We start from the raw sequence: 26,655 nt of genomic DNA, 5'->3' as shown, positions 1-26,655 counted from the left end.
GGGTGTCCCCTACCTTCTGCCCGCAGCCGCCGAGCGCGCCGCCGGGCGCGGCCAGCCGGGGCGCAGACAGGAGGCAGGCCGCGCCGCAGAGGCGGCGCGCGCCCGCGCCGTGCGCGGGCCTTGAACCAGTAGAGAAAGTTTGAATCATGGTCGCGACGGCGTTGATCATCTAGGGTCTCGCGCCCGCTGTCGTCCGCCTTGTGGTGTAGAACCCTGGATATGGGGAGTGAGCGGCGGGAGCGGATGAAGGCGCTTGGTGCGCGTCTTCGTGGGCTGCGTGCGGATGCTGGTCTGACCGGTGCAGTGCTGGCGCAGCGGGCCGGTGTAGGACAGCCGACCGTGTCCAAGGTCGAGAACGGCCGAATGGTCCCCAGTGTCGACGTGTTGGGCCGCTTGTCTCGTGCCCTCGGCCTCGACGATGTGTCCTTCCGTGAGGTGCATGACCTCTTGGTCGCCGTCGAAGCTGCTCCGGACGTCGAGCCGGACACAGACGAGACATCCGGCGATCTGGCCTCCGTCGGCGTGGTCCTCGACGACGTCGTTCGGTCGACTCGGCTGATCCGTTCGTTCCAGTGCGTCGTCCTGCCGGCCATGCTCCAGAGCGCGGAGTACGCGCGACACGTCTTCGACAGTGCGCCGAACGCATCTCCTGAGGCTGTCGGCCGCGCCGTCGCTGCCCGTGTCGAGAGGCAGAGCCTCTTGTACGAACCGGGTCGCGAGTCGGTGTTCGTGCTCACCGAGGGTGTGTTGCGGACCTGGCCGGGGAGTCCTGCGCTGATGCTCGCCCAGCTTGATCGGCTGCTGGCTGTCGAGAGTCTGAGCACCGTACGGCTCGGCGTCATTCCGTGGCGTCGGCCAGTGCCTGTCATGCCGCGTCATGGCTTCACCTTGTGCGACCGCGAGACGGCCGTCGTGGAGAGCTTCCGGGGTGAGCGGGTCGTGGACGACGTCCCCCAAGTCGCCGCCTACGAGGACCTGTTCAGCCGCTTCGAGGAAGCCGCGGTCTTCGGGTCTGAGGTGCGGGAACTGCTCCTCCAGGTGATGACGGACTTCAGGGACCTGGACACCCCCGCCACTCGATAGAGGAATAATTCCTCAAGATGCCTGGCTCATCGGCCACGCGCGGGAATACTCTGCTCACTGCAACGTCTAGCCCCCTAGACAATGAGGGAGTCTTCCCATGCCCAAAGACTGGGCCCGCATGTTCCCTGGCCAGGCCTGGCAGGTGGCCGAAGCTCGTCACTTCGCTGCCGCTCTGCTGGAGGGCGAAGATCCGCGCCTTGTGGACGACGCCGTCCTGGTGGTCGGCGAGCTGGCGGCCAATGCCGTACGGCACACCCGGAGTGGCTGGTACCTCGGGTGGTTCCAGGTGGTCGTCGGCTTCACCGACGATTTTGTTCGCATCCAGGTCATCGACCAGGGTGGCGAAAGCGAGCCTCAGGTGCGGAGCATGAACGGTGCTGAGGACCAGAGCGGCCGTGGGCTCCTGATGGTCTCGGCCTGCGCCAAGGACTGGGGTGTGAAAGATCGACCTGCGGGCGGGCGCTGCGTGTGGGCGGAACTCGCTCGGGTGAGCGGGTGATGGTCCGTGGCGGAGACGCGCCCTGCGTCTGTCCCGCAAGCGGTGGGTGGTGAGCCCCAAGGGGGTGCCCCGGCGAAGGTCCGCGTTCTACGTGATCGGGGTTCATTCGGGACGGCGTCTCGCGCCCGTTCTGTCTAGGGCCCTAGACTCCTGGCTAGTTCTAGGAGGTGTGGTCATGTCGGACGAGTTGCAGCGGATCATGGCGATTGATGATCCGTACCTGCTGTTGCGTGAGGTCACGTCCCGGCTGGCCGACGCCCAGCAGGAGGTGACCGAGCTCGCCCGGCTGCGCCGCCGCGTGGTTCAGGACCTGCATGCGCAAGGGCTGTCGTACGCCCAGATCGCTGAAAAGGCCGGTCTGAGCCGCGGGCGCATTCATCAGATCCGGCACACCGGGCCGGCGCCTGAGGGGGCCTTCCTCGGGGCTGGTGCTGTAACTATCGTGACCCCGCTGCGGTGGGACGGTGCCAAGAAGCGTCCGGTCGTCGCCATGACCGACATGAACTCCGGGAAACGGCTCGAAGAGCTGGCCAAGTCGTACGGCCTCGACGTCAGTTCCGGGCACGTACAGGTGAGTGGTGAAGTCGACCTCAACCGTGACGGCCTGGTCGTCGTCTGCGGACCTTCCATGTCTCAGGCCATGAGCGACCTGTACGCCCAAGATCCGGTACTCGGCTGGGAGCACCCGGACGGTGAGCCCTGGGCCCTGGCGGACCGCCGTACGGGCACTTCTTACCGCGCGGGCGCGGACACGGAGCCGTACCGCTCCCATGACGTCGGATACCTCGGGCGGCTTCCTCGCCCGGACGGCAACGGCTCGGTGCTCGCTATCGCTGGCATCCACACGGCGGGCTCCCTCGGTGTCGTCCAGTTGCTCTCCTCCGACCTGAACACTCTGTGGGGGCAGGTGGGTGAGCGTCACTTCTCGACGCTGGTGAGTGTCGAGTACGACCCCGAGACTGAGGAACCCCAATCCGTCGAACTGATCACCCCGCTGTACCTGCACGACGAGGAGACGACGGCGTGAACGTCGTCCTCGACTCGCAGCCCGCCGAACCGGGCCGGGAGAATGAGGACTTCGCCGCTGCCGCGCCCGGTGCGGCCGTCCTCCTCGACGGCGCCGGCGTGGCTGGGGCGGAGACCGGGTGCACTCACGGCATCGCGTGGTTCTCCTCGACGCTGGGTGGGCTGCTGCTGGGCAGCATCACGGCGCAACTCACCCGGCCGCTCACCACCTGCCTCGCCGACTCAATCCGGGCTGTCCGCTCTCTGCACGAGGACACGTGCGACCTGACCTATAGGGCCAGTCCCACCAGTACGGTCCTTGCAGTGCGCGCCACTGCGGGGGCCCTGGAGTACCTCGTCCTCGGCGACTCAACACTGTTGCTCGCCGACGCTGACGGCAAGACGAACGCAATCACAGATCAGCGCCTGGACGAGGTCGGCAGGCAGCTGCGTGGGCCGGTCGACGCGCTCCCGACTGGCTCACCCCAACACGCTGCCGCTCTGGCCGAGTATCGCGACGCTCTTACGGGGCACCGCAATCGTCCTGGGGGCTTCTGGATCGCTGGGCCGGATCCGCAGGCGGCCGAACATGCTCTCGCCGGGGCCGTGCCGCTGGAGTCGCTGACGTCCGTGTCCCTGCTGAGCGACGGTGCGACGAGACTGGTCGACTCCTTCGAACTCTGGACCTGGCCCCAGACATTGGCCGTCCTTCGTGCGTCCGGGCCCGCCGAGTTGATCCGTCGCGTTCGGGAAGCTGAGGCCGGCGACTCCGAGGGCCGCCGCTGGCCGCGAGGCAAGACGCACGACGACGCCACCGCCTTGCACTGGGCCCTGCCGTAGCGACTCCCGTCTTCCGGGGCGGATTCGTATACCCCCCTAGACAGTTGGGCTGGTGGCGGTTTACTGTTTCCGTCAACCCCCCTAGACAGTTAGGGCGGACACCTCCCTTGTTGTCTAGGGGGGTATACGGAACGGTTCGGCGCTCTCAGAGCGCCGCCAACAGAAGAGGTTCAAGAAATGCGAGTCATTCCCGTGAACGCCTCGGACGCGACCCTGCTCGTCACGAAGCTGCCCGAGGTGAAGGTCAGGGACCGTCAGACCGGTGAGATCGCCGTGGACCCGGTGACCAACCAGCGGCTCATGGTGCTGGAGGTCGTCTTCATCGCGCAGGGCGGTTCGGACATGATCAAGGTCACCGTTCCGGAGCAGGGCATCGGTGAGGGCCTGGTGATGGGAGCTCCGGTCATCCTGTCCGGGCTGATCGCCCGGCCGTGGGAGAGCGAGTTCGGCGGCCGGATGCGGCACGGCATCGCCTACCGGGCGGACGCCGTCATGGTCGACGCTCCGGCGTCGGTGCAGGGCTGATCGCCATGACCAACACCGTCTGGGCGCTCATCTTGGGTTTGTTGGGCCTGGTCGCGCTGCTGGTGCTGCGTCGTCGGGTGCCCGTCGTGTTCTGGTGGCTCGTCGGCTATCCGCTCGTCGCGGTGAGGGTGCTGACGTCGTACCGCACGACCATGGACGCCTGTGGTCTGACCGTTCCGGCTTCGGCCATGCGCCGGGCCACTGCCCGGATGATCGGGCGGGAAGCCGGGCCGGTACCGCCTCGCAGGTCGTTTCCCATGCCGACCAGCGCCGGTCTCGTGATGCGGCTGCGTATGGCGACCGGCCAGGCACCAGAAGACTTCCTCGCTTCCGCCGACCGGTTGCGGCACGCCTGGGCCGCGCACGCCGTGCACATCCGTCCGACCAAGCCGGGGTGGCTCGAACTGCGGCTGATCGGCTGGGATGTACTCGCGGACGTACGACCCGCTCGGCGCCGTCGTCACAACGGCGGTCTGCTCTCCCTTCCGATGGCGCTACGGGATGACGGGCGTTGGCACGTAAGGGACTTCCGTGCCGTGCCGCATGAACTCATCCTCGGCGCAACGCAGTCCGGCAAGTCCGTGTACATGCGCAATCTGCTGTGCGGGCTTGCCCGGCAACCGGTCGTGCTCGTCGGGATCGACTGCAAGTGGGGTGTGGAACTGGCGCCGTTCGCGCCCCGCCTGTCGGCCCTCGCGGACACCCCGGACCGGGCGAACGAACTCCTTGATGTCCTGCTGGACGAGATGGAGGCCAGGTTCCGGCTGATCGGGCTCCGGTCCGGGGCGGGCCCTGATGACGTCCTCACCTCGGACGTGTGGGGTCTGCCCGAGAAGGTGCGGCCGGTGCCGGTCGTGGTCGTCGTCGACGAGGTGGCGGAACTCTTCCTCGCCGCGAGCCGGGAAGACGAGAAGCGCCGCGACGCCATGGTCACCAAGCTCATCCGCATCGCCCAGCTCGGCCGTGCGGCCGGCATCTACCTCGAAGTCTGCGGACAGCGCTTCGGCTCCGAACTCGGCAAGGGCGCCACCATGCTCCGCGCCCAGCTCACCGGCCGCATCTGCCACCGCGTCAACGACGAGTCGTCCGCCAACATGGCGCTCGCCGACATCTCTCCGGAAGCGGCCCTCGCCGCAACTACCATCCCCGCCGAACGCCCCGGCGTCGCCATCGTCGGCGACTCTTCCGGCGGCTGGTCCCGCGCACGCTCCCCGCACCTCACCCTCGACGAAGCGGCGGCCGTCTGCCGCGCTACGTCCGCTCTCGTGCCGGAGCTGCCCCGCCTCGACGCCTTCCGGCCCGCCGTCACCGCCGAACCGGCCGCGGTCGCCTCGCCCGCCACTGCCGTTCCGGCCGCGCGCCCGGTGACGGAGTAACCGCGCTGCTCTCCCCACGGTCGGCGCGACCGCCTCGCGCCACGTCCCTACCCCTCCCATGCCTCGAACCGGAAGGAGAACGACTCGATGCGTGCCCACCTCGCCCGCGTGGACGCCGTGATCGTCCAAGCCGTCATCGCGGGCGCCCTGTCCTTCTCCCACCTCCACGACCTCGCAGAAGCGTCCGGGCAAGGCGGCTGGAAGGCATGGGCCTACCCGGTCAGCGTCGATCTGCTGCTGGTCGCCGCCTGGCGCCGGATGCGCGAACAGCAGCGCGCCAGACAGCCCGCCGGGGGAGCGCGCCTGTGGTTCCTGATCGCCCTGGCCGCCTCCCTCGGAGCCAACATCGCAACCGCCGGTCTCCTCGATCTGGACCACGTACCCGCGTCACTGCGCGTCGTGGTGGCCGGCTGGCCTGCCGTCGCTTTCTTCGGCGGAACGCTTCTGGCCCACGCGCCACGCATCCCGGAAGAACCTGCTGCCCAGGTGGTTCCTGAGCCCGAACCCGCCGCTGTCCCGGTGGCCGTCGACACGCCCCGCCGTGACGAACTCCCCGCTACGACCGCGGATGCGACCCCCGAGGAATCTGCCCCGAGCTCCGTCCTCGCCGCACCGACGCGCGTTCCCGCCGTACCCCTGCCGCCCGCGCTCATCGACCGCGCGCAGGCCCTCGCCGAAGAACTCCGCACCACCACCGGCCAACCGGCCGACCCCGACGCCGTACGCACCCGGCTCGGCCTGCCGCCGACCATGACCCCGTCCGTCGCCGCCCACCTCTGAGAAAGGACCGCTCAAGTGACCCCGCGCTTCCGCAACGTCCGCCGCATCGGGCCCGTCCAGGTCGCCTCGTACCTGGCCCGTGGACGCAACCGCCACCTCGCCGCCTGCACGGCACCCCGCTGCGACTTCTCCGCCGAGTACGACAGCCGCGCAGCCGCCGAACTCGCCGCCCGTACCCACCGCTGCTCCGCCTGACAGGAGATCACCGATGGACGTCCCGCTCTGGTTCGCCGTCCTCGTCGTCGCCGCCCTCGGCATCCAACTCGCCCGCCCGCCCTGGTGGCTCGTCGCCCTGCTCCTCCTCGGCGGCTACCTCGTCGCCAACAGCGTCCTCGCCCCCGCCGTCGCCGCCCTCCTCGACTGACTCCAGAAAGGACCAGCCATGTTCACCCCCAAGTACCCGCCGCAGGACACCACCCCGGTACCGACAACCCCGGCGTCCTACGTCTCCACCGCCGCCCCTATTCCGTACGCTCCCGCCTCCAATCGGCCCGCGGTGCAGCTCACTCCGGGCGGCATGCTCACCCTCGCCGCCGGCGGTGGCGCCCTAGTCCTCGTCGTCGGCGCTGTCCTGGTCTCCATGCTCCTGGCCGTGGCGATCACCGCCGCCTCGGTGGCCGTCTGCGCCGTCACCGTCCGCTCGATCCTCAAGAACGACCGCCGCTGACCTCATCTGCTCAGCAGCCTGGCTTGCCCACACTGTCTAGCCCCCTGGACAAGCCGGGCTGCTGCCCCGCTCCCGTCTCCAAGGAGGAACCCGCACATGCGCCCCGAGGCTCCGACCGGAGCCATCCGCCAACTGGCGGCCCTCGCCCTGCACGGCGAACTGAGCACCTACGCACACCAGATCCAGCGGCTCGGCGGCTGCGAGCGGCCCGTACGGATGGAGGGCCACCGCCTCGACGTCCACGCCTCGACGGGTGAGATCGTCCGCGAGATCGTCGACCGCGACCTTCCCGCCGGACAGCTCCTCATCCGCTGCAACAACCGCCGCGCTACACGGTGCGCCGCGTGTGCCGAGGTCTACCGCAAAGACACGTACCACCTCGTCACGGCCGGCCTGAGCGGCGGCAAGGGAATCGGCCCTGCCGTCGCCGAACATCCCCGCGTCTTCGCCACCTTCACCGCTCCCTCCTTCGGCCCTGTCCACAACCGGCCCGGCGGCGGACGCTGCCGCTGCGGACGCCTCCACCCAGACGGTGACCCTGTCCTCGGAACGCCCCTGAACGCCGACCGCTACGACTACCGCGCCGCCGTCCTCTGGAACGCGCACGCCGGTGCCCTCTGGGCCCGCTTCACCACCTACCTCCGCCAACAAATCGCCTCCCGCGCAGGCATCGGCCGCTCGGCGCTGCGCGACTGCCTCAAGGTCTCCTACGCCAAGGTCGCCGAATACCAGCGGCGAGGCGCCGTCCACTTCCATGCGGTGATCCGGCTCGACGGCCCGGACGGAGCGGAGGACACCCCACCCGCCTGGGCCACTACCGAACTCCTCTCGGACTCGATCCGCTCGGCCGTCCGCCTCGCCGAGACACCCGGCCCGGTCCTCGACGGCCGTGCCCACACCTTCCGCTTCGGCGAACAGCTCGACATCCGCCCTATCCGCTCGGCCGACTTCACGGGCGCTACCGATCTCACCAGCCGCGCCGTCGCCGCCTACATCGCCAAGTACGCCACCAAAGGCGCCGAAAGCGCGACGGGCACCGTGGACCGCCCTATTCGCAACCCCATCACCGACCTGATAGGCGCTGAAGTCACCGACCACGCACGCCAGTTGATCCTGACCTGCTGGCACCTTGGCGCCCTGCCCGAACTCGAAGACCTGCGCCTACGCAAGTGGGCTCACATGCTCGGCTTCCGCGGTCACTTCTCCACCAAGTCCCGCGCGTACTCCGTCACCCTCGGCGCCCTCCGCCAAGAGCGCGCCGACCACAACGAAGCACTCACCCGCGAACGCGCCACCGCAGCCGGACACCCGCTGCCCCACCCGGACACCGTCCTCGTCCTCTCGCACTGGCGCTTCGCCGGCACCGGGCTGACCGCCGCTGAAGGCCTATTCGCCGCTTCGCGCACACCCGCCGCCCAAGGAGAAGGAGAACTGACCCCATGACCACAGCCACCCTCGACCGGAAGTGGCACACGACGGCCGAGGTCGCCGAGATGCTCGGCTTCAGCCTTTCCAAGACCAAAATGCTCGTCCTTACCGGCGAGATCCGTTCAGTCAAGATCGGCCGCAACCGCCGCATCCTCCCGGCCTGGGTCGACGACTACGTGAACCACTGCGCCGACGAATCCGCGAGGTGGTCCGCGTGAGCGGCAAGCGAGGCAATGGCGAAGGATCGATCTACGTCTACCGGAACGGCTACGCGGCCTACGCGTGGGTCACCACCCCGGAGGGCAACCGCAAGCGGAAGTACGTCTACGGTCCGACCCGCAAAGACGTCCATGAGAAGTGGCTCAAGCTCCACAACGAAGCCAAGAAGGGGCCGGTCGCCACCAACACGCCGAGCCTCGCTCAGTACCTCGCGTACTGGCTCAAGGAAGTCGTGGAGCCCAACCTCCGGCCGCTGACCGCCGCCACGTACGAGACGACCGTGCGCCTGTACATCGTGCCGCTCCTCGGCTCAAAGCGGCTGGACCGATTGACCGTTCAGGACATGCGGAGCTGGCTCAACAAGCTCTCGGACACCTGCCAGTGCTGCGCCCAGGACAAGGACGCCAAGCGGCCCGAGGAGCGGCGCCGGTGCTGCGCCAAGGGGGAGTGCTGCCGACAGACCCTCTCGAAGCGCTCGGTCAACGATGCCCGCACGATTCTCCGCAGCGCACTCACCAACGCCATGGTCGAGGAACGCATCTCGAAGAACGTCGCCCAACTCGTCAAGGTCCAGCGGGCCCGGCGCAAGCGGCCTGAACCCTGGTCGGTCGAGGAGGCGTGCAGCTTCCTGGAAAACGCTCAGCTGTGGCGTGACTACCTGTACTGCGCCTACTCGCTCATCCTCGTCCTGGGCCTGCGCAAGGGAGAGGTGCTCGGCCTCACCTGGTCGGACGTGAACTTGGAAACGGGGGAGCTGCACATCCGTCATCAGCTGCAGCGGGTCCGCCGGCGTCTCCTCCACACCGACACGGCCAAGACGGAGGCCTCGGAGGCTGTGCTCCCGCTGCCGGACATCTGCCTGACCGCTCTCCGCCTTCGACAGAAGGAACAGCAGGCGGCGAAGGAGCGGGCCAAGGAACTGTGGACCGAGTCAGACATGGTCTTCACCACCCGATACGGCACCCCGGTCGAGCCGAGGAACTTCACCCGTGAGTTCGACCGCCGCTGTGAGCGCGCCGGCGTCCGGCGCATCCGCGTGCACGACACCCGCCACACCTGCGCCTCGCTCCTGGCCGCCCTCGACGTCCACCCGCGGATCGCGATGCAGATCCTCAGGCACTCAGAGATCGCGGTGACGATGGAGGTCTACACGCACGTACCTTCCGCCGACACCCGCCGGGCCCTGCGCAAGCTCGGAAAAGCGCTCGGCGGCAGCAAGCAGAAGAAGGAAGGGAAGGAAAAGAAGAGCAAGCGCAAGCAGCAGAAGAGGGCGGAAGAGCAGGTGGCCAAGGAGGGCCAGGAAGAGTCATAGCGGTTGCTGTACTCCGCTGCTGTACGCACGACAGAGGCCCATTCACGATCACGTGAATGGGCCTCTGACCTGTGTCGGGGTGGCGGGATTTGAACCCACGACCTCTTCGTCCCGAACGAAGCGCGCTGCCAAGCTGCGCTACACCCCGATTGTCGCTGCTTGTCGCGGCGACGTCGTTTACTTTAGCCCACCGGTGGCTGGAGACGAAATCCGGTTTTGGCGCGGTGGCGGATGGGGTTCGGGCGGGCGTGGTCGAGGGCGACCAGGAGGATCGCGAGGGCGTAGAAGGAGAGGCCGAGGAGGAGGGCGTTACCCAGGACGCTCTTGTAGCCGTGCAGGTCGACATCCAGGAACGGGTAGAGGTAGCGGCCCGGCGTGCCCGGGGGGATCAGTTCGCCCCGGGTGAAGGTGAGGAGCAGGTAGGCCAGGGGGTAGAGGAGCCAGGTCGCCGCCTGGCGCAGGTGCAGGCGGCCCGGTGCCGTCAGGAAGAGCCAGTCCGCTGCCGCCGCCGCCGGGATCGCCGTGTGCAGCAGGTGCGTGGTCACCGCGTGCCAGCCTGTCGGGTTCGCCGCCGCGCCCGTCAAGGCGAACGGGCTCGACGTGTTCGCCAGGAGCAGGTGGTACACGCCCGCCGTGATCGCGGCGTAGAGGAGTGTCGCGCCTGTCAGGGCCGAGGGGAGGGGACGGCGGGCCTTCCATGCTCTGCGGGCCGAGAGGAGAGATACGCCGGCCAGCAGGACCGCGTTCTGCACCGCGAAGTAGCTCAGGGCGCGGACCGGGCTGCTCAGCCGTATCTCCAGGGCCACGGTCGCCAGGGCGGTCAGAGCCACCAGTACGCGGTACACGGCGGCCACGGGATGGCGTACGGGAGTCACCACCGCCGTCGCGGGGACGGGGGACGGCAGGAAAGCGGGCACACCCTGGATGGCGGGGAGGTCCGGGATGTCCCTGGGTATCGGCGCGGTCATGCCCTCACACTAGACAGAGAGGGCAAAAGGGGCGATACGGGCGGGCCGTGCGGGTTAATCCGTCGGGCTGTGCGGGTTAATCCGTCGGCCGATCCCACCCCGGGTACCCCTGCGAGATCCGCCTCCCCCTCAGCGCCCCACCAACGTCAGCAACGTCACCTCCGGCGGGCACGCGAACCGTACCGGTGTGTAGCGGCTCGCCCCGCAGCCCGCCGAGACGTGCAGGTACGACGTCCTGCCCTCCGCCGTGTGCCGGGACAGGCCCTTCACCCGGTCGGTGTCCAGGTCGCAGTTGGTCACGAACGCGCCGTAGAAGGGGAGGCAGACCTGGCCGCCGTGGGTGTGGCCGGCCAGGATCAGGGGGTAGGCGTCGGCCGCGAACGCGTCCAGGACGCGCAGGTACGGGGCGTGTACGACGCCCAGGGAGAAGTCCGCCGCGCTCGACGGGCCGCCGGCCACCTCCGCGTAGCGGTCACGCTTGATGTGCGGGTCGTCCAGGCCGGTCAGCTCCACCGACACGCCCTCGATCTTCAGCATGCCCCGCGTGTTGGTGAGGTTCTGCCAGCCCGCCGCGTCGAAGCCGTCCCGCAGGTCCTCCCACGGGTTGTGGACGACGCCCACGGCGGGCGGGTTGCCGTTGAGGCCGTGGCGGCCCTGGGCCTTCTCGAACAGGTAGCGGACGGGGTTGCGGAACTTGGGGCCGTAGTAGTCGTTCGAGCCGAAGACGTACGCCCCGGGGAACTCCATCAGCGGGCCCAGCGCGTCCAGGACCTCCGGGACGCCCTCCGGGTCCGACAGGTTGTCACCCGTGTTGATCACGAAGTCCGGGCGCAGACCCGCCAGCGAGCGCAGCCAGCGCTGCTTCTTGCGCTGGCCGCCGACCATGTGGATGTCGGAGACCTGAAGCACCCGGAGCGGGCGCATGCCGGACGGCAGGACGGGGACCGTCACCCGTCGCAGACGGAAGGAGCGGGCTTCGAAACCCGCGGAGTAGGCCAGTCCGGCGGCGCCAACCGCCGCGATTCCCAAGGGGACTCCGTATCGCGCGCGCATGCCTCCATCGTGTCAGATCACGGAGGCGTCCTTGACCGGCCGCCGCGCGCACGGTAAGCACCCGGCCGCCCGCACGGTAAATACGCGGGCGCCCGTCGCCGCACACCTGCGACAATCGACCCCATGACCACGCTCAAGTCGAAGCTCCAGGAAGACCTCAACGCCGCGATCAAGGGGCGTGACGAGCTGCGCTCCTCGACGCTCCGGATGACGCTCGCCGCGATCACCAACGAGGAGGTCGCGGGCAAGGAGAAGCGCGAGCTCTCCGACGACGAGGTCCTCAAGGTGATCACCAAGGAGGCGAAGAAGCGCCGCGAGGCCGCGGACGCCTTCGCCAAGGGTGGCCGCGCCGAGTCCGCCGAGCGGGAGAAGGCGGAGGGCGCGGTGCTCGCCGAGTACCTGCCCAAGCAGCTCGGCGACGACGAGCTGAACGCCATCGTCGCCCAGGCCGTCGAGGAGGCTAAGGCCGCCGGCGCCGAGGGGCCGCGGGCGATGGGCGCCGTCATGAAGATCGTGAACCCGAAGGTCGCGGGCCTCGCCGAGGGCGGCCGCGTCGCCGCCGCGGTCAAGAAGCTCCTCGCGGGCTGACCGCTCCGGCGCCTGCCCGAGCGATGACGCCGGGCTCCGGGCAGCTGGAACGCCGGGTGCGTGAGCGCGGGTACCGGGTGGCGGAAGGGCCCCTTCGCCGTCGTAGAACATCTTCTTCTACGGCGGCGAAGGGGCCCTTGTCATGGGGGCGGCCCGGTGGGGTCAGCCGTGGCCGCCTCCGTTGCCGTTTCCGTTGCTCTGGCCCTGGCCCTGGATGAAGCCCTCCGGGATCGAGAAGCTCGGGGTCGGGAAGGTGGTGTTGCCGTCGCCGCCGTTGTTGCCGCCGTTGTCGTTGCCGCCGTTGTCGTTCCCGCGGCTGTCGCCGTTGCCCCCGTCGTCGCCCTTGTGGGGGTCTTCCTTCTTCGGCATGTCCGGGATGTAGACGGTCTTGAACTGCGGGGCGTCCATGCCGTCCAGCGCGCCGGTCATCATGTCGCGCCAGATCGGGCCGGGGACCTCGCCGCCGAAGACCTTCTCGTGCTTGTAGCCGCCGATGCGGATGTTCTGCATCTTGCGCTTGTGCGCGGGGTCGCCGACCCAGACCGCGCCGGCCATGTTCGGCGTGTAGCCCACGAACCAGGCCGCGTAGCGCTCGTCGGTCGTACCCGTCTTGCCCGCGCTGTCACGGCTGGGGCCGAGGCCCGCCTGCGAGCCGGTGCCGTCCTCGACCACGCCCTTGAGCAGCGTGTTGATGGTGTCCGCGGTGTTCTCCGACATCGCCCGCGAGCAGGTCGACTTCGGGACCTGGAGGGACTTCGACTTCTCGCCGACCCGCTGGGTGATCGACTCGATGGCGACCGGGGTGCAGTACATCCCGCGCGAGGCGAAGGTCGCGTACGCGTTCGCCATGGTCAGCGGGGACACCTCCTGGGTGCCCAGGGCGATCGACGGCCGCTGCTGGATCTTGCCGCCGTCGGCGCGCTCGATACCCATCTTCGCGGCCATCTCCGTCACCGGGCAGATGCCGATGTCGCTGATCAACGACACGTAGTAGGTGTTGACCGACTTCGCGGTCGCCGTCTTCATGTCGTACGGGCCGACCTCGGACTCGTTCTCGTTGGTGACCGGGACGCCCTTCTCGTTCCAGACGCTGCCGTTGCACGCCTGGACCGGGGCCGGGTAGTCCATCTTGTACGGCGAGGGGTAGATCTGCGTCGCCGGCTTGCCGCCCTCTATGGCGGCCGCCGCCACGATCGGCTTGAACGTCGAACCGGGCTGGTAGCCGGCGCCGCCGCCCATGTCCTGGTTGACCGAGAGGTCGAGCGTCGTCTCGTTCTTCTTGGTGTCGATGCCGTACGGCCGCGACTGGCCCATCGCCAGGATCCTGCCGGTGCCGGGCTGCACGATGGTCGCGGCGGTGGCCACCTGGTCGCTCTGGTAGACGTGCTCCTTGATCGACCTCTGGACCGACTTCTGGGCCTGCGGGTCCATCGTGGTGCGGATCGTCAGACCGCCCTGGTTCCAGACCTTGGCCCGGTCCTCCTTGGACTTGCCGAAGACCGGGTCGGTCAGGAAGACCTCACGGACGTAGTCGCAGAAGAATCCGGCGCCCTTGACCGCGGTGATGCAGCCGTTCTTCGGCTTGCTGACCTTGAGGCCCAGCGGCTGCTTCGCGGCCTTGTCGGCCTCCGCCTGCGAGACGTCGCCGACCTCGGCCATGCGCTGGAGGACGGTGTTGCGCCGCTTGGTCGCCTCGGCCTCGTCGTTGACGGGGTCGTAGCGGCTGGGGGACTGGACGATGCCCGCGAGCAGCGCCGACTGCTCCAGGTCGAGGTCCTTGGCGTGCCGGGAGAAGTAGCGCTGCGACGCCGCCTCGATGCCGTACGCCTGCTGGCCGAAGAACGTGATGTTCAGGTAGTTCTCGAGGATCTTCTTCTTGCCGAGTTCCTCTTCGAGCTGGATCGCGTACTTCAGCTCGCGGATCTTGCGGCCGATGGTCTGCTGGGTGGCCTGCGCGACCTTCGTCGGGTCGTCACCGGCCTCCTCGATCGCCACGTTCTTCACCAGCTGCTGGGTGAGCGTGGAGGCGCCCTGGGCGACCCCGCCGCTCTGGGCGTTCTTGTTGAGGGCGCGCAGGACGCCCTTCAGGTCGACCGCGCCGTGCTGGTAGAAGCGCGAGTCCTCGATCGCGACGATCGCCTTCTGCATGTACGGCGAGATGTCCTTGAGCTCGACCACCGTGCGGTCACGTGAGTAGACCGTGGCGATGGTGCCGCCCTTGGCGTCGAGGATCGTGGTGCGCTGGCTCAGCGGCGGGGTCCTCAGGTTGGCGGGGAGCTCGTCGAAACTCTCCACCGACCCCTTGGCCGCGAGCCCCAGCGCACCGGCCGCAGGCAGCGCGATGCCGGCCATCACCGCCCCCGCGAGGACACTGACACCGAGGAACTTGGCGGCCTGCTGCGTGGACGACAGACCGCCGCCCGAGCGCTTCTTCGACATAGGGGGCAGCCTAATCCGTACTCATGAGCGTTCAGAGGGAGCCCATGTCACGGCATGGCGACGGAAGAGGGCACGACCGCGTCGGAGCGGGCATGGCGACGGCAGCGCCGCCCTACCTTCTCAATCGCCGGACACGCGCACAGGCCTTGGCCTAAGCTGCTCTCAACTGTCACAGCAGTAGGGCCACGTATCAATACGTCCGGCGACCCCGAATCGTTCCGGTCGTTCCCCGACTTTTTTGATGGGGACGTGTCCGAATCCGCCTCGTGTGTCATCAGGTGCCCGTTGTGACGCAAGACAAGTGTCCCGTTTCGCCGGGATAGTCATGTATGTCGCAGCCTCACTCCCCCGGGTGATCTGCCGCTTACGCATAGTCCGTTCGGGCCATTCAAGATTGGGCCCGAAGGGGGTGTTGCGCTGTGCCTGCCTTCCGTAACGTCCTCAACTGGCGGCGGTGAATATGCCGCTGCCGCCGTGGGGGAGCCTCGATTCGGGAGAGGACGGCGCCGGTATGGGCTGGGTAGTCGACTGGAGTGCGCAGGCGGCCTGCCGCACTACCGATCCGGACGAACTGTTCGTTCAGGGAGCAGCGCAGAACAGGGCGAAGGCAGTGTGCACCGGATGTCCGGTACGCACGGAGTGCCTCGCCGACGCGCTGGACAACCGCGTCGAGTTCGGCGTGTGGGGAGGCATGACAGAGCGCGAGCGCCGCGCCCTGCTGCGCCGGCGGCCGACGGTCACGTCGTGGCGCAGGCTGCTGGAGACGGCGCGCGTCGAGTACGAGCGGGGGGTCGGCATCCTGCCCCTCGAGGACGACGAGATCTACGAGAACTATGCGGCGGTCAGCTGAGGGTTGCTGGGCGCGGAGCGTTCAGGGCTGAGGGCTGAGGGCTGAGGGCTGTTGGGCGCGGAAGGTTCGCGGCTCAGGCCAGAGGGCTGTGGTCTGAGGGCACAGGTCTGAGGGCAGGGCTGTGGTCTGAGGGCTCGCTTCTCGGTTCGCTGTGCTCTCGGTTCGACCGTGCGCGGGGGTCGGTTCAGCCCGCGTCGGTGCCGGGTTCGGGCAGCTCCGGCTGTCCGGCCGCGAGTCGGTTTCCGATGTCCCGCAGCCCCGCGAGGTCATGCACATCGCCGGGCAGTGCGGCCACTTCGGCCACCGCCACCTCGGGGTGGCGTGCGGTGAAGCGGTCCCGTGTGCGCTGTTCGCGGGAGAGCAGGTGCATACGATCGGCGTGCAGCCTCAACAGGCCTGCGGTGAGCAGGTCGGCGGTGCGCTCCGGGTCGACGGGGGAGTCCGGCTCGGAGGCGGGTGACGTATCGGGTGAATCTGAACTGCCGTACGTGTCGGGAGAGTTACGAAGTCCAGCTTTCCCGCCCTCCTGATCGACAATGCGGGGCTCTTCAAGATTTTCCAGGGTCTCCGCGGCGGCGAGTGCCCGTTCCGCCGAGAGGCGGTCGGCGTCGCTGCCGTGGACCCGGTTGAGCACCAGGCCCGCGAGCGGCATGCGCTCCGCGGCCAGCCGCTCCACGAAGTACGCGGCCTCGCGCAGCGCGTCCCGCTCCGGGGCCGCCACCACCAGGAAGGCCGTCCCGGGCGCCTGGAGCAGCTTGTACGTCGCGTCCGCGCGCGTGCGGAAGCCGCCGAAGGTGGTGTCCATCGCGGCCACGAACGTCTGGACGTCCTTGAGGAGCTGGCCGCCCAGCAGCTTGCCGAGGGTGCCGGTCATCATCGACATCCCGACGTTCAGGAACTTCATCCCCGCCCGTCCGCCGAGCTTGGCCGGAGCGGTCAGCAGCCGGATGAGCCGGCCGTCGAGGAACGACCCCAGCCGCTTCGGGGCGTCCAGGAAGTCGAGCGCCGAACGCGACGGGGGCGTGTCGACGACGATCAGGTCCCACTCGTCCCGGGCCCGCAGCTGCCCGAGCTTCTCCATCGCCATGTACTCCTGCGTGCCCGCGAAGCCCGCCGAGAGGGACTGGTAGAAGGGGTTGCTCAGGATGGCGGCCGCCCGTTCGGCGTCCGCGTGCGCCTCGACGATCTCGTCGAAGGTGCGCTTCATGTCCAGCATCATCGCGTGCAGTTCGCCCTCGCCCTCGACGTCCTTCACCCGGCGCGGGGTGTTGTCGAGGGAGTCGATGCCCATGGACTGGGCGAGGCGGCGGGCCGGGTCGATGGTGAGGACCACGACCTTGCGGCCCCGCTCCGCGGCACGCAGACCGAGCGCGGCGGCGGTCGTGGTCTTGCCGACACCGCCCGAACCGCAGCACACCACGATGCGGGTCTTCGGGTCGTCGATCAACGGGTCCAGGTCGAGCCTGAGGACGGGGGAGAGACGGTGGGCCGGGGAGGGGCGGTGGTGCCGGTCCTGGTCCGGACTCATGAGATCTCCTGCTTCCGCAGCTCGGTGGCCAGTTCGTACAGACCCGCCAGGTCCATGCCCTCGGTCAGCAGAGGCAGTTCGTGCAGAGGGAGACCCAAGTCGCCCAGGACCGAGCGTTGTTCGTGCTCCAGCTCGTACCGCACGGCGTATTCCTCGGCCTGCCGGACCAACGGGTCGACCAGCTTCTCGGCATTGCCCCCGCGACGGGCGCCACCGAGTCCGGCCGAGGACAGCGCCTTCGCCACGGCCGAACGAGGCGTGCTCCGTACGAGTTCCAGGTCCTCCCCGTCCAACACCTCCGGGCGCACCATGTTCACGATGATCCGGCCCACGGGCAGGCGGGCGGCCCTGAGTTCGGCGATGCCGTCCGCGGTCTCCTGGACCGGCATCTCCTCCAGCAGGGTCACCAGATGGACGGCCGTCTCCTTGGACTTCAGCACCCGCATCACGGCCTGCGCCTGATTGTGTATGGGGCCGATCTTGGCGAGTCCGGCGACCTCGTCGTTGACGTTCAGGAAGCGGGTGACACGGCCGGTGGGGGGTGCGTCCATCACGACGTAGTCGTAGGCGAAACGGCCCGACTTGTCCTTGCGGCGGACCGCCTCGCAGGCCTTGCCCGTCAGCAGGACGTCCCTGAGACCGGGCGCGATGGTGGTGGCGAAGTCGATCGCGCCGAGCTTCTTGAGGGCTCTGCCGGCGCCGCCGAGTTTGTAGAACATCTGGAGGTAGTCCAGAAGGGCCAGTTCGGGGTCGATGGCCAGTGCGTACACCTCCCCGCCCCCGGGAGCGACGGCGATCTTCCGCTCCTCATAAGGCAGCGCCTCCGTTTCGAAGAGCTGCGCGATTCCCTGGCGGCCCTCGACCTCGACGAGAAGCGTCCGCTTCCCCTCGGTGGCGAGGGCCAGCGCGAGGGCTGCGGCGACCGTGGTCTTTCCGGTCCCGCCCTTGCCGCTGACGACCTGGAGCCTGCTCACGTATTCGAGCGTAACCAGTCGGCGGCGAACCTAAGCAGGAGGCTGTGGATAACGCGGGTGGGGGCTGTGGGGGGCGAGGGCTGAAAGCAGGGGGTGAGCAGGGGTTAGAGTCGGCCGCATGACCAAGTGGGAATACGCAACTGTGCCGCTGCTCGTCCACGCCACGAAGCAGATCCTGGACACCTGGGGCGAGGACGGGTGGGAGCTCGTCCAGGTCGTGCCCGGGCCGAACAACCCCGAGCAGCTGGTGGCGTACCTGAAGCGGGAGAAGTCCGCGTGAGCGGGGGCGGGGCCGTTGACGCGCGGCTCGCGGAGCTGGGGCTGACGCTGCCGGAGGTCGTGCCGCCGCTGGCCGCGTATCAGCCGGCCGTGCGGTCGGGTGTGTACGTGTACACCGCGGGCCAGCTGCCGATGGTCGACGGGAAGCTTCCGGTCACCGGGAAGGTGGGCGCGGAGGTCACGGCCGAGGAGGCGAAGGCGCTGGCGCAGACGTGTGCGCTGAACGCGTTGGCGGCGGTGAAGTCGGTGACGGGTGACCTTGATCTCATTGCGCGGGTGGTGAAGGTCGTGGGGTTCGTGGCATCGGCGTCTGACTTCACGGGGCAGCCCGGGGTGATCAACGGGGCGAGTGAGTTGCTGGGTGAGGTGCTCGGCGAGAAGGGGGTGCATGCGCGGAGTGCGGTGGGGGTTGCTGTGCTGCCGTTGGATGCGCCGGTTGAGGTTGAGGTGCAGGTGGAGTTGGTTTCGGGGGCGTGATGGTTTTGGCCGTGGGTTTGGGTGCGGCTTCGGTGGGGGCGGGCGTTTTGCGCAGTTCCCCGCGCCCCTGAAATGCCTGCGGCGGCCCGCGCGGCTTCGGTGGGGGCTTGTGTAGCGCATGCGGTCGGTTTGGGGTCGGTGCCGGGGTGGGGGGTGTCCGTCCTCGGTCCGGCGGCTCGGGCCCTTGAAAGGGGCCCTGTAACGGACGCCGGCCGCTGCGGGCGGACACCCCCCACCCCGTCCCCTTCACGCCGTACGCGTCTGCACGAGCGTCTACCTGGCGGACCTAGGGGCGCGGGGAACTGCGCGACAAGCCACAACGGACCTCAAGCCGCCCGACACCGAACCCGGCACTCCCATCGGCGCCCCCTCGAACATCTGCCCGTCAAGAGTTAGCCTCCGGCCATGGCAAACGGGCAGTGGTACCCAGCGGATTGGCCGGACCGTATCCGCGCGCTCGCGGACGGCGACCTCGTGCCGGTCGAGCCGCGGCGGGCCGCGACCGTGATGCTGTTGAAGGACACGGCGACCGGGACCGCCGTGCACATGTTGCGCAGACGGGCCTCGATGGCCTTCGCGGGCGGGGCGTACGCCTATCCCGGCGGTTGCGTCGACCCCCGCGACGACGAGCACCAGATCCGCTGGGCGGGGCCCACGCGCGCGTGGTGGGCGGCTCGGCTCGGGGTCGATGAGACGGCGGCCCAGGCGATCGTCTGCGCGGCCGTGCGGGAGACGTACGAGGAGGCGGGGGTGCTGCTGGCCGGGCCGACGCCCGAGTCGGTGGTGGGGGACACCACGGGCGCCGACTGGGAGGCCGACCGGGCCGCCCTGGTCGCCCGGGAGCTGTCCTTCGCCGGGTTCCTGGAGCGGCGGGGGCTCGTGCTGCGGTCGGATCTGCTCGGCGTCTGGACGCGCTGGATCACTCCCGAGTTCGAATCGCGCCGCTATGACACCTGGTTCTTCGTGGCCGCCCTCCCGGAGGGGCAGCGCACGCGCAACGCCTCCACGGAGGCCGACCGCACCGTGTGGATCCGGCCCCAGGACGCGGCCGAGGGCTACGACAAGGGCGAGCTGCTGATGATGCCGCCCACCATCGCCACGCTGCGGCAGATCGCCGGATACGGCAGCGCCGCCGACGCCCTCGCCGCCGCACCCGGGCGTGACCTGACCCCCGTGCTGGCGCAGGCCCGGCTCGTGGACGGGCAGATCGTGCTCTCCTGGCCGGGACACGACGAGTTCACCAAGCACATCCCGACCGGTGGAGCCTCCCGATGACCGACGCCGCAGCACTTCCCGGCCGGCCGCGGAACGGGGTCCTCTCGGGCCCCGCCACCGCACGGGCCGTGAACGTCCTGGCGCCCAACGCCTCCGCGATGACCCTGGACGGGACCAACACCTGGATCCTGTCGGAACCGGACTCGGACCTGGCGGTCGTGGTCGACCCCGGTCCGCTCGACGAAGGGCACCTGAAGGCCGTCGTCGACACCGCCGGTGCTGCCGGGAAGCGTGTCGCCCTCACCCTGCTCACGCACGGCCACCCGGACCACGCGGAGGGCGCCGTCCGCTTCGCCGAGCTGACCGGCACCAAGGTGCGCGCCCTCGACCCGACGCTGCGGCTTGGGGACGAGGGTCTCGGCGCCGGGGACGTGGTGCGGGTGGGAGGCCTCGAACTCGTGGTCGTGCCGACTCCGGGGCACACCGCGGACTCGCTGTGCTTCCACCTCCCGGCCGATCGGGCGGTCCTGACCGGCGACACGGTCCTGGGACGCGGTACGACCGTCGTGGCCCACCCCGACGGCCGCCTGGGCGACTATCTGGACTCCCTGCGCCGGCTGAGGTCCCTGACGGTCGACGACGGGGTCCACACCGTCCTGCCGGGGCACGGACCGGTCCTGGAGGACGCCCAGGGCGCCGTCGAGTTCTATCTCGCCCACCGGGCCCACCGGCTCGCCCAGGTGGAGACGGCCGTGGAGAACGGACACCGGGCGCCCGGTGCCGTCGTAGAACACGTGTACGCGGATGTCGACCGGTCGCTGTGGCCCGCCGCCGAGCTGTCGGTGCGGGCACAGCTCGAGTACCTGGAGGAGCACGGGCTCATCTAGGAGCCGGGCGGCGGAGACGGGCTCATCTGGGAGCCGGGCGGCGGAGCACGGGCTCAGTCAGGGTTCGTCCGGCGGATCAGGGTCTCGGGGTCTTCGTGCCGTGCACGCGCGTGTACTCGTCCGCCAGCCACGGGCCCAGATCGTCGGCATACGTCCGCAGTACGGCCGTGTCGGTGCTCGGCGACCGGCCCAGGACGGCGGCCGTACGGACCAGGTCGGCGCGCTCCGGGTAGTACGCCGCGAAGACCTCGGCCATCTCTGCCAGGTCGCTCGTCCAGCCGTTCCAGCGGGGCATGACCAGGGTGAACGCGGTGCGGACCAGGTGGCGGGACGTGAAGCGGACCAGGCGGCGCCGGGTCTCGTCGGAGTCCGCCGCATCGATCCGCTCGCGCCAGCGCGGGAGCAGGAGGGCGAGGTCGCCGTTCGTCTCGCGGGCCAGGAGGGAGTCGGGGCGGTAGCGCGGGAGGTACTCCGCCAGGTCGTCGCCGAGCAGCGGGGTGCACAGACAGGCCACGAACCAGCCCATGTCGTGCCGCTCAAGCTCGCTCAGCAGCAGCGTCCGGCTGTACAGGAGCGTCCCTGCGCCGTCGATCTGCGGGAACTCCCCGTCAAGCGCCTCCCCGAGCATCCGTACGTCCTCCCGGTCCGCTTCGGTCGGCTCCTCGTTCAGGGCGAGCAGCAGGTCGAGGTCGCTGCGGCCCACGCGCGCGGTGCCGCGCGGGATCGAGCCGTAGAGGTAAGCGCTGTGCAGCCTCGACCCGAACAGGTCGAGCACGCGGTCGCGCGCGGCCGCGACGACCGGGCGGAACGGGTGCGGGACAAGTCCCAGGGATCCCTCGCGCTCGATGCAGCCCTCGGCGTCGAGTCCCTTGGCGGCGACAGCGGGAACGGTTTCGGCGGCCATGGGGCCACTGTGCCCGGGTGTGGGCCCTGGGGCAGCTGATTTACGGCCCTGGGCGGGCCGTGTGGGGCCGAACGGGCCCGGGGGGAGGGATGTTGTCCGCGACAGCGCGAAGGGCCCCGCCGTGCGGCGGGGCCCTTCGACGTCGTACGGCTGTCCGCGCTCAGCGCGAGCGCTTGGCGAGCCTCTCGACGTCCAGGAGGATCACCGCGCGGGCCTCCAGGCGCAGCCAACCGCGCTGGGCGAAGTCCGCGAGGGCCTTGTTGACCGTCTCGCGGGAGGCGCCGACCAGCTGGGCCAGTTCCTCCTGGGTGAGGTCGTGGACGACGTGGATGCCCTCCTCGGACTGCACGCCGAAGCGGCGGGAGAGGTCGAGCAGGGCGCGCGCGACACGGCCGGGGACGTCCGAGAAGACCAGGTCGGACATCGCGTCGTTGGTGCGGCGCAGGCGGCGGGCGACGGCGCGCAGCAGTGCGGTGGCCACCTCGGGGCGGGCGTTCAGCCAGGGCTGGAGGTCGCCGTGGCCGAGGCCCAGCAGCTTGACCTCGGTCAGCGCGGTGGCGGTCGCCGTGCGCGGGCCCGGGTCGAACAGGGACAGTTCGCCGATGAGCTCGCCGGGGCCGACCACGGCGAGCATGTTCTCGCGGCCGTCCGGGGAGGTGCGGTGGAGCTTGACCTTGCCCTCGGTGACGACGTAGAGCCGGTCGCCCGGGTCGCCCTCGTGGAACAGCGAGTCGCCGCGCGCGAGGGTCACCTCACTCATGGAGGCGCGGAGCTCCGCGGACTGCTCGTCGTCGAGTGCCGCGAAGAGCGGGTTGCGCCGGAGGACGTCGTCCACGAGTTCTCTCCTTGTCGACCTGCTCAGGGAATCTTGTTCCCCCTTGGTACCAGGGGAACCCGGTGCCCATTTTGCCGGACGGTCCAAACAGTGTGATCTGTCACAAGGATGCCGCACACATGTCCTGGGGTAAGCGGCAGGGGTCCAATTGGGGGCCGGTCCCCGGGCTCCGGGGCGGATGTCAGTGCCGGGCCCTAGGCTGGCCGGGTGTCCAAAACGCCGGTGAGAGCACAGGCCGAGGGGGCTGGGCAGGTGGGTGCACGTCGGGATTCCGCTGTGGGCGAACAGGGCGCCGGGGGTGGAAAGAAAACGGCAAAAGCGGCAGGGAAGGCTCCGGTGAACCCGGTGAAGAAGAGCACTTCGGCGAAGAAGGCGGCTCCGGTCGAGAAGGCTGCTGCGAGCAAGAGGGCTGCTGCGAGCAAGAAGGCCGCTCCGGTCAAGAAGGCCGCTCCGGTCAAGGAGGCGGCCGTGGCTCCCAAGAAGGCGGCTGCCGCGGTGAAGAAGGCGTCGGCTGCCAAGACGGTCGCGCCGAAGCCGCCGCGGAAGGAGTCGCACACCGCCCTCGTGCGCCGCGCCCGGCGTATCAACCGCGAGCTCGCCGAGGTTTTCCCCTACGCCCACCCCGAGTTGGACTTCGAGAACCCCTTCCAGCTGATCGTGGCCACCGTGCTGTCCGCGCAGACCACCGACCTGAGGGTCAATCAGACGACTCCCTCGCTCTTCGCGAAGTACCCCACCCCCGAGGACCTGGCCGCGGCGAACCCCGAGGAGGTCGAGGAGATCCTGCGGCCGACCGGGTTCTTCCGGGCCAAGACCAAGTCGGTGATAGGGCTGTCGAAGGCCCTCGTGGAGAACCACGCGGGGGAGGTGCCGGGGCGGCTCGAAGACCTCGTCAAACTGCCCGGCGTGGGCCGCAAGACCGCCTTCGTGGTGCTGGGCAACGCGTTCGGTCGGCCCGGCATCACCGTGGACACGCACTTCCAGCGGCTGGTCAGGCGGTGGCAGTGGACCGAGGAGAGCGAGCCCGACAAGATCGAGGCCGCCGTGGCCGCGCTCTTCCCGAAGAGCGACTGGACCGACCTCTCCCACCACGTCATCTGGCACGGCCGCCGGATCTGCCACGCCCGTAAGCCCGCCTGCGGCGCCTGCCCCATCGCGCCCCTCTGCCCGGCCTACGGAGAGGGCGAGACGGACCCGGACAAGGCGGCCAAGCTCCTCAAGTACGAGAAGGGCGGCTTCCCGGGCCAGCGCCTGAACCCGCCGCAGGCCTACCTGGACGCCGGCGGCAAGGCCGCGCCGCCGTTGGGGGCCGCCGGGTGAGGGTGGGGACAGGGGCGTCGGTGGAGCGGGGGACAAGGGCGTGGTGCGTGCGGTGGCCGGTGCGGCCCGGTCGGCGGGGCGGGGTTCGCGAGGCGCACTCACCGGCCTCTGAGCGCTCGCCGAGGCGGACGGCTGAGCCGGGAGCGGTGGTCGGGAGCCGGCGGTTGCCGCGGCCTCTGCCGGCGCCGGGGGCTGCTTCTGTTCTGCGGTCCGCGTCGGCGCCGGGCGCTGCTTTCGTTCTGATGCCCGCGTCGGCCCCGGCCGAACCGACCGCCACCGGCACCCGCTCCTCTTCACGCCCCCGGCCCCAGGCACCGCAAACACACGCAGCCCGGGCGGAACGATCTAGGGCCCTTCGGGCGTTGAGTGGTGCAGGACGACGGGGGTGGCGATGACACGGGCGAGCCATACGGAGGGCGTGACGCTCAGCAAGGAGGGTCTGCCGGGCTGGCTGGACCCGGTGGTGCGTGCCGTGGAGACGGTCGAGCCGCTCCAGCTGAGCCGCTTCCTGCCGCCGAAGAACGGCGCCGGCCGGCAGTCGGCTGTGCTGGTGCTGTTCGGCGAGGACGAGCGCGGTCCCGAGCTGCTGCTCATGGAGCGGGCGAGTTCCCTCAGGTCGCATGCCGGGCAGCCCTCGTTCCCCGGCGGTGCCCTCGACCCTGAGGACGGCGACCCGAAGGGTGACGGTCCGCTCAGGGCCGCCCTGCGGGAGGCCGAGGAGGAGACCGGTCTCGATCCGCGGGGTGTCCAGCTGTTCGGAGTCCTGCCCAAGCTGTACATCCCCGTCAGCGGCTTCGTGGTGACCCCGGTGCTGGGGTGGTGGCGCGAGCCGAGCCCGGTCGGTGTCGTGGACCCGAACGAGACCGCCCGCGTCTTCACCGTCCCCGTGGCGGATCTCACGGACCCCGACAACCGTGCGACGACCGTGCACCCGAGCGGCTACCGAGGTCCGGCATTCCTGGTCGAATCGGCCCTTGTCTGGGGCTTCACCGCCGGGATCATCGACCGGCTCCTGCACTTCGCGGGGTGGGAGCGCCCCTGGGACCGCGAGAAGCAGGTCCCGCTCGACTGGCGCGCATGACAGGGTGGCGTTCGTGAACGTGCTGGACATCCTGTTGCTGGTCGCCGCCGTGTGGTTCGCGATCGTCGGCTACCGCCAGGGCTTCGTCGTCGGCATCCTGTCGGTGATCGGGTTCCTGGGCGGCGGCCTCGTGGCCGTCTACACGCTGCCCGTCGTCTGGGACGCGGTGACCGACCACGCGGTGGTCGGCACGGTCGCCGCCGTGGTCGGCGTGGTGGTCGTCATCGTCTGCGCCTCCGTCGGCCAGGCCCTGACCACCCATCTGGGCAACAAGCTGCGCCGGTACATCACCTGGTCCCCGGCCCGCGCCCTGGACGCGACCGGCGGCGCCCTGGTCAACGTCCTTGCGATGCTCCTGGTCGCCTGGCTGATCGGGGCCACTCTCGCGCAGACCACCATGCCGACGGTCGGCAAGGAGGTCCGCGGCTCCAAGGTGCTCCTCGGCGTGCAGGAGGCCCTGCCCTCGGACGCGGACACCTGGTTCAAGGACTTCACCTCGGTCCTCGCGCAGAACGGCTTCCCGCAGGTCTTCAGCCCGTTCTCCGACGAGCCGATCAAGGAGGTCCAGCCGCCCGACCCGAAGCTCGCGAACAGCGCGGTCGCCACCCGGGCCCAGCGCTCCATCGTCAAGGTCATGGGCACCGCGCAGAGCTGCGGCAAAGTCCTGGAGGGCACCGGCTTCGTCTTCGGCGACCGCCGCGTCATGACCAACGCGCATGTCGTCGGCGGGGTCGACGAGCCCACCGTCCAGATAGGCGGCGAGGGCAGGAAGTACGACGCCACGGTCGTCCTCTACGACTGGCAGCGCGACATCGCCGTACTGGACGTGCCCGATCTCGACGCGCCCGCCCTCAAGTTCACGTCCGAGGACGCGGCCAGCGGGAACAGCGCGATCGTCGCCGGCTTCCCGGAGAACGGCTCGTACGACGTCCGCCCCGCGCGAGTGCGCGGGCGCATCGACGCCCACGGACCGGACATCTACCACCGTGGCACCGTCAGCCGCGATGTCTACTCCCTCTACGCGACCGTCCGCCAGGGCAACTCCGGCGGTCCGCTGCTCACCCCGGAGGGCAAGGTGTACGGCGTGGTCTTCGCGAAGTCGCTCGACGACCCCGACACCGGGTACGCGCTCACCGCCGACGAGATCCAGCCGGACATCGCCAAGGGGCGCACCGCGAACCAGCAGGTGGACAGCGACAGCTGCGCGCTCTGAGGGGTTTCAGAAGCGGCTGTGCGCTCTGAGCTTCTTCAGAAGCGGCTGTGCGCGCTGAGGGGTGTCAGAAGAGGGCCGCGTCAGCCTCGGGGGTGACGCAGGCGTACCGAGACCCAGCGGGCCCGGCGGCGCAGGATGCGCGGGATCCCCACCCTCAGGTCCGTTCCGCCCGCGAGTTGCGGGGAACCCCCTTGGTGGTGGGAGCTCAGGGCAGCGCCCGAGCGTCGATTGCGTGCTGCGTCACCGTAGTCGTGCGTCCAGCCCATACCCCGACGTGTGCCCCTGCCCCAAGGTCGATAACCTCCCCCAC

Annotated in this window: 30 protein-coding genes and 1 tRNA gene; 22 read left to right on the top strand and 9 right to left on the bottom strand. The window is 69.6% G+C overall.

Going from position 1 to position 26,655, the window contains the following annotated elements; all coding sequences use genetic code 11:
* Window positions 1-219 precede the first annotated feature (219 nt).
* From IF54_RS0129340 to IF54_RS0129280, 13 genes are all read left to right on the top strand, one after another.
* A complete protein-coding gene (locus tag IF54_RS0129340) occupies window positions 220-1,083 on the top strand; it encodes a helix-turn-helix domain-containing protein (RefSeq protein ID WP_078852145.1) in 864 nt (287 codons plus the stop codon).
* 97 nt (window positions 1,084-1,180) lie between these two features.
* Window positions 1,181-1,582, top strand: a complete 402-nt coding sequence (locus IF54_RS0129335) for an ATP-binding protein (protein ID WP_030324107.1) — start codon at window positions 1,181-1,183, stop codon at window positions 1,580-1,582.
* A gap of 175 nt (window positions 1,583-1,757) precedes the next feature.
* Window positions 1,758-2,609 carry a sigma factor-like helix-turn-helix DNA-binding protein gene (locus IF54_RS0129330; protein ID WP_030324105.1) on the top strand — a complete coding sequence of 284 codons (852 nt, stop codon included), beginning with the start codon at window positions 1,758-1,760 and terminating at the stop codon, window positions 2,607-2,609.
* Complete coding sequence (locus IF54_RS0129325; protein WP_030324104.1) at window positions 2,606-3,427, top strand: protein phosphatase 2C domain-containing protein; 822 nt, start codon at window positions 2,606-2,608, stop codon at window positions 3,425-3,427. The genes IF54_RS0129330 and IF54_RS0129325 overlap by 4 nt, the downstream gene beginning before the upstream one ends.
* A gap of 177 nt (window positions 3,428-3,604) precedes the next feature.
* Window positions 3,605-3,952: a hypothetical protein gene (locus tag IF54_RS0129320; RefSeq protein WP_020122798.1), complete on the top strand. Its 348-nt coding sequence runs from the start codon at window positions 3,605-3,607 to the stop codon at window positions 3,950-3,952.
* A 5-nt stretch (window positions 3,953-3,957) separates the two neighbouring features.
* A complete protein-coding gene (locus IF54_RS0129315; RefSeq protein ID WP_030324101.1) occupies window positions 3,958-5,328 on the top strand; it encodes an FtsK/SpoIIIE domain-containing protein in 1,371 nt (456 codons plus the stop codon).
* Window positions 5,329-5,415: 87 nt separating this feature from the next.
* A complete protein-coding gene (locus tag IF54_RS0129310) occupies window positions 5,416-6,108 on the top strand; it encodes a DUF2637 domain-containing protein (protein WP_030324099.1) in 693 nt (230 codons plus the stop codon).
* 15 nt (window positions 6,109-6,123) lie between these two features.
* Window positions 6,124-6,303: a mobile element transfer protein gene (locus tag IF54_RS0129305; protein ID WP_030324097.1), complete on the top strand. Its 180-nt coding sequence runs from the start codon at window positions 6,124-6,126 to the stop codon at window positions 6,301-6,303.
* Between the two features lie 13 nt (window positions 6,304-6,316).
* Window positions 6,317-6,472, top strand: a complete 156-nt coding sequence (locus IF54_RS43105) for a hypothetical protein (protein WP_199821259.1) — start codon at window positions 6,317-6,319, stop codon at window positions 6,470-6,472.
* A gap of 18 nt (window positions 6,473-6,490) precedes the next feature.
* Window positions 6,491-6,775 (top strand): hypothetical protein, encoded by a 285-nt coding sequence (locus IF54_RS0129295; protein ID WP_030324095.1) that lies wholly within the window; start codon window positions 6,491-6,493, stop codon window positions 6,773-6,775.
* Between the two features lie 96 nt (window positions 6,776-6,871).
* A complete protein-coding gene (locus IF54_RS0129290) occupies window positions 6,872-8,218 on the top strand; it encodes a replication initiator (protein WP_030324094.1) in 1,347 nt (448 codons plus the stop codon).
* Window positions 8,215-8,421, top strand: a complete 207-nt coding sequence (locus tag IF54_RS0129285; RefSeq protein ID WP_030324093.1) for an excisionase family DNA-binding protein — start codon at window positions 8,215-8,217, stop codon at window positions 8,419-8,421. Before IF54_RS0129290 ends, IF54_RS0129285 begins: the two co-directional genes overlap by 4 nt.
* Window positions 8,409-9,734, top strand: a complete 1,326-nt coding sequence (locus IF54_RS0129280; RefSeq protein ID WP_199821258.1) for a site-specific integrase — start codon at window positions 8,409-8,411, stop codon at window positions 9,732-9,734. The genes IF54_RS0129285 and IF54_RS0129280 overlap by 13 nt, the downstream gene beginning before the upstream one ends.
* A gap of 74 nt (window positions 9,735-9,808) precedes the next feature.
* Here the strand turns inward: IF54_RS0129280 and IF54_RS0129275 are convergent.
* The 3 genes from IF54_RS0129275 to IF54_RS0129265 all read right to left on the bottom strand — a co-directional run bounded on the left by IF54_RS0129275 (window position 9,809) and on the right by IF54_RS0129265 (window position 11,755).
* A tRNA-Pro gene (locus IF54_RS0129275) sits at window positions 9,809-9,882 on the bottom strand.
* Between the two features lie 34 nt (window positions 9,883-9,916).
* Complete coding sequence (locus IF54_RS0129270) at window positions 9,917-10,702, bottom strand: Pr6Pr family membrane protein (protein ID WP_030324091.1); 786 nt, start codon at window positions 10,700-10,702, stop codon at window positions 9,917-9,919.
* Between the two features lie 129 nt (window positions 10,703-10,831).
* On the bottom strand, window positions 10,832-11,755 hold the full coding sequence (locus tag IF54_RS0129265) for a metallophosphoesterase (protein ID WP_030324089.1): 924 nt from the start codon (window positions 11,753-11,755) through the stop codon (window positions 10,832-10,834).
* Between the two features lie 123 nt (window positions 11,756-11,878).
* On the opposite strand from IF54_RS0129265, the gene IF54_RS0129260 reads away from it, so the two are divergent.
* On the top strand, window positions 11,879-12,343 hold the full coding sequence (locus IF54_RS0129260; protein ID WP_030324087.1) for a GatB/YqeY domain-containing protein: 465 nt from the start codon (window positions 11,879-11,881) through the stop codon (window positions 12,341-12,343).
* A 162-nt stretch (window positions 12,344-12,505) separates the two neighbouring features.
* Here the strand turns inward: IF54_RS0129260 and IF54_RS0129255 are convergent, their stop codons facing one another.
* The gene (locus IF54_RS0129255; RefSeq protein ID WP_030324085.1) at window positions 12,506-14,782 is read right to left on the bottom strand and encodes a transglycosylase domain-containing protein; all 2,277 of its coding nucleotides are present in this window, start codon (window positions 14,780-14,782) and stop codon (window positions 12,506-12,508) included.
* A gap of 511 nt (window positions 14,783-15,293) precedes the next feature.
* Between IF54_RS0129255 and wblA the strand changes: the two genes are divergently transcribed.
* On the top strand, window positions 15,294-15,632 hold the full coding sequence (gene wblA, locus IF54_RS0129250; protein WP_030324083.1) for a transcriptional regulator WblA: 339 nt from the start codon (window positions 15,294-15,296) through the stop codon (window positions 15,630-15,632).
* Between the two features lie 184 nt (window positions 15,633-15,816).
* Here wblA and IF54_RS0129245 read toward each other — a convergent pair whose 3' ends face one another.
* The gene (locus IF54_RS0129245) at window positions 15,817-17,160 is read right to left on the bottom strand and encodes an ArsA family ATPase (protein ID WP_030324080.1); all 1,344 of its coding nucleotides are present in this window, start codon (window positions 17,158-17,160) and stop codon (window positions 15,817-15,819) included.
* Complete coding sequence (locus tag IF54_RS0129240; RefSeq protein ID WP_030324078.1) at window positions 17,157-18,134, bottom strand: ArsA-related P-loop ATPase; 978 nt, start codon at window positions 18,132-18,134, stop codon at window positions 17,157-17,159. The genes IF54_RS0129245 and IF54_RS0129240 overlap by 4 nt, the downstream gene beginning before the upstream one ends.
* Window positions 18,135-18,252: 118 nt before the next feature.
* Here IF54_RS0129240 and IF54_RS42365 point away from each other — a divergent pair, with 118 nt between their 5' ends.
* The 4 genes from IF54_RS42365 (at window position 18,253) to IF54_RS0129220 (ending at window position 20,992) form a co-directional block, all read left to right on the top strand.
* On the top strand, window positions 18,253-18,414 hold the full coding sequence (locus IF54_RS42365; RefSeq protein WP_075033571.1) for a DUF4177 domain-containing protein: 162 nt from the start codon (window positions 18,253-18,255) through the stop codon (window positions 18,412-18,414).
* A complete protein-coding gene (locus tag IF54_RS0129230) occupies window positions 18,411-18,890 on the top strand; it encodes a RidA family protein (protein ID WP_030324076.1) in 480 nt (159 codons plus the stop codon). Before IF54_RS42365 ends, IF54_RS0129230 begins: the two co-directional genes overlap by 4 nt.
* Window positions 18,891-19,295: 405 nt before the next feature.
* Complete coding sequence (locus tag IF54_RS0129225; RefSeq protein ID WP_030324074.1) at window positions 19,296-20,165, top strand: NUDIX hydrolase; 870 nt, start codon at window positions 19,296-19,298, stop codon at window positions 20,163-20,165.
* The gene (locus IF54_RS0129220) at window positions 20,162-20,992 is read left to right on the top strand and encodes an MBL fold metallo-hydrolase (RefSeq protein ID WP_030324072.1); all 831 of its coding nucleotides are present in this window, start codon (window positions 20,162-20,164) and stop codon (window positions 20,990-20,992) included. The genes IF54_RS0129225 and IF54_RS0129220 overlap by 4 nt, the downstream gene beginning before the upstream one ends.
* A 76-nt stretch (window positions 20,993-21,068) precedes the next feature.
* Here the strand turns inward: IF54_RS0129220 and IF54_RS0129215 are convergent, their stop codons facing one another.
* Both IF54_RS0129215 and IF54_RS0129210 read right to left on the bottom strand, forming a co-directional pair.
* A complete protein-coding gene (locus IF54_RS0129215; protein WP_030324070.1) occupies window positions 21,069-21,896 on the bottom strand; it encodes a nucleotidyltransferase domain-containing protein in 828 nt (275 codons plus the stop codon).
* A 160-nt stretch (window positions 21,897-22,056) separates the two neighbouring features.
* Window positions 22,057-22,731, bottom strand: a complete 675-nt coding sequence (locus IF54_RS0129210) for a Crp/Fnr family transcriptional regulator (RefSeq protein WP_015658871.1) — start codon at window positions 22,729-22,731, stop codon at window positions 22,057-22,059.
* Window positions 22,732-23,067: 336 nt separating this feature from the next.
* On the opposite strand from IF54_RS0129210, the gene nth reads away from it, so the two are divergent.
* The 3 genes from nth to IF54_RS0129195 all read left to right on the top strand — a co-directional run bounded on the left by nth (window position 23,068) and on the right by IF54_RS0129195 (window position 26,345).
* The gene (nth, locus tag IF54_RS0129205; protein WP_030324067.1) at window positions 23,068-24,051 is read left to right on the top strand and encodes an endonuclease III; all 984 of its coding nucleotides are present in this window, start codon (window positions 23,068-23,070) and stop codon (window positions 24,049-24,051) included.
* Between the two features lie 391 nt (window positions 24,052-24,442).
* On the top strand, window positions 24,443-25,132 hold the full coding sequence (locus IF54_RS0129200; protein ID WP_030324065.1) for an NUDIX hydrolase: 690 nt from the start codon (window positions 24,443-24,445) through the stop codon (window positions 25,130-25,132).
* A 13-nt stretch (window positions 25,133-25,145) separates the two neighbouring features.
* A complete protein-coding gene (locus tag IF54_RS0129195; protein ID WP_030324064.1) occupies window positions 25,146-26,345 on the top strand; it encodes a MarP family serine protease in 1,200 nt (399 codons plus the stop codon).
* 80 nt (window positions 26,346-26,425) lie between these two features.
* Here IF54_RS0129195 and IF54_RS43615 read toward each other — a convergent pair whose 3' ends face one another.
* A complete protein-coding gene (locus tag IF54_RS43615; protein ID WP_078852143.1) occupies window positions 26,426-26,611 on the bottom strand; it encodes a hypothetical protein in 186 nt (61 codons plus the stop codon).
* Window positions 26,612-26,655: the final 44 nt, after the last annotated feature.

The sequence above is a fragment of the Streptomyces sp. NRRL B-3229 genome (assembly GCF_000719505.1).
Lineage (GTDB): Bacteria > Actinomycetota > Actinomycetes > Streptomycetales > Streptomycetaceae > Streptomyces > Streptomyces griseorubiginosus.
The sequence above is the reverse complement of the archived record's forward strand: the minus strand, read 5'-3'. Positions and strand labels throughout refer to the sequence as shown.

Coding starts and splice junctions, on each gene's coding strand:
- IF54_RS0129340 (WP_078852145.1), top strand. CDS start 220: ATGGGGAGTGAGCGGCGGGAGCGGATGAAGGCGCTTGGTGCGCGTCTT.
- IF54_RS0129335 (WP_030324107.1), top strand. CDS start 1,181: ATGCCCAAAGACTGGGCCCGCATGTTCCCTGGCCAGGCCTGGCAGGTG.
- IF54_RS0129330 (WP_030324105.1), top strand. CDS start 1,758: ATGTCGGACGAGTTGCAGCGGATCATGGCGATTGATGATCCGTACCTG.
- IF54_RS0129320 (WP_020122798.1), top strand. CDS start 3,605: ATGCGAGTCATTCCCGTGAACGCCTCGGACGCGACCCTGCTCGTCACG.
- IF54_RS0129315 (WP_030324101.1), top strand. CDS start 3,958: ATGACCAACACCGTCTGGGCGCTCATCTTGGGTTTGTTGGGCCTGGTC.
- IF54_RS0129310 (WP_030324099.1), top strand. CDS start 5,416: ATGCGTGCCCACCTCGCCCGCGTGGACGCCGTGATCGTCCAAGCCGTC.
- IF54_RS43105 (WP_199821259.1), top strand. CDS start 6,317: ATGGACGTCCCGCTCTGGTTCGCCGTCCTCGTCGTCGCCGCCCTCGGC.
- IF54_RS0129295 (WP_030324095.1), top strand. CDS start 6,491: ATGTTCACCCCCAAGTACCCGCCGCAGGACACCACCCCGGTACCGACA.
- IF54_RS0129290 (WP_030324094.1), top strand. CDS start 6,872: ATGCGCCCCGAGGCTCCGACCGGAGCCATCCGCCAACTGGCGGCCCTC.
- IF54_RS0129285 (WP_030324093.1), top strand. CDS start 8,215: ATGACCACAGCCACCCTCGACCGGAAGTGGCACACGACGGCCGAGGTC.
- IF54_RS0129270 (WP_030324091.1), bottom strand. CDS start 10,702: ATGACCGCGCCGATACCCAGGGACATCCCGGACCTCCCCGCCATCCAG.
- IF54_RS0129265 (WP_030324089.1), bottom strand. CDS start 11,755: ATGCGCGCGCGATACGGAGTCCCCTTGGGAATCGCGGCGGTTGGCGCC.
- IF54_RS0129260 (WP_030324087.1), top strand. CDS start 11,879: ATGACCACGCTCAAGTCGAAGCTCCAGGAAGACCTCAACGCCGCGATC.
- IF54_RS0129255 (WP_030324085.1), bottom strand. CDS start 14,782: ATGTCGAAGAAGCGCTCGGGCGGCGGTCTGTCGTCCACGCAGCAGGCC.
- wblA (WP_030324083.1), top strand. CDS start 15,294: ATGGGCTGGGTAGTCGACTGGAGTGCGCAGGCGGCCTGCCGCACTACC.
- IF54_RS0129245 (WP_030324080.1), bottom strand. CDS start 17,160: ATGAGTCCGGACCAGGACCGGCACCACCGCCCCTCCCCGGCCCACCGT.
- IF54_RS42365 (WP_075033571.1), top strand. CDS start 18,253: ATGACCAAGTGGGAATACGCAACTGTGCCGCTGCTCGTCCACGCCACG.
- IF54_RS0129225 (WP_030324074.1), top strand. CDS start 19,296: ATGGCAAACGGGCAGTGGTACCCAGCGGATTGGCCGGACCGTATCCGC.
- IF54_RS0129220 (WP_030324072.1), top strand. CDS start 20,162: ATGACCGACGCCGCAGCACTTCCCGGCCGGCCGCGGAACGGGGTCCTC.
- IF54_RS0129215 (WP_030324070.1), bottom strand. CDS start 21,896: ATGGCCGCCGAAACCGTTCCCGCTGTCGCCGCCAAGGGACTCGACGCC.
- IF54_RS0129200 (WP_030324065.1), top strand. CDS start 24,443: ATGACACGGGCGAGCCATACGGAGGGCGTGACGCTCAGCAAGGAGGGT.
- IF54_RS43615 (WP_078852143.1), bottom strand. CDS start 26,611: ATGGGCTGGACGCACGACTACGGTGACGCAGCACGCAATCGACGCTCG.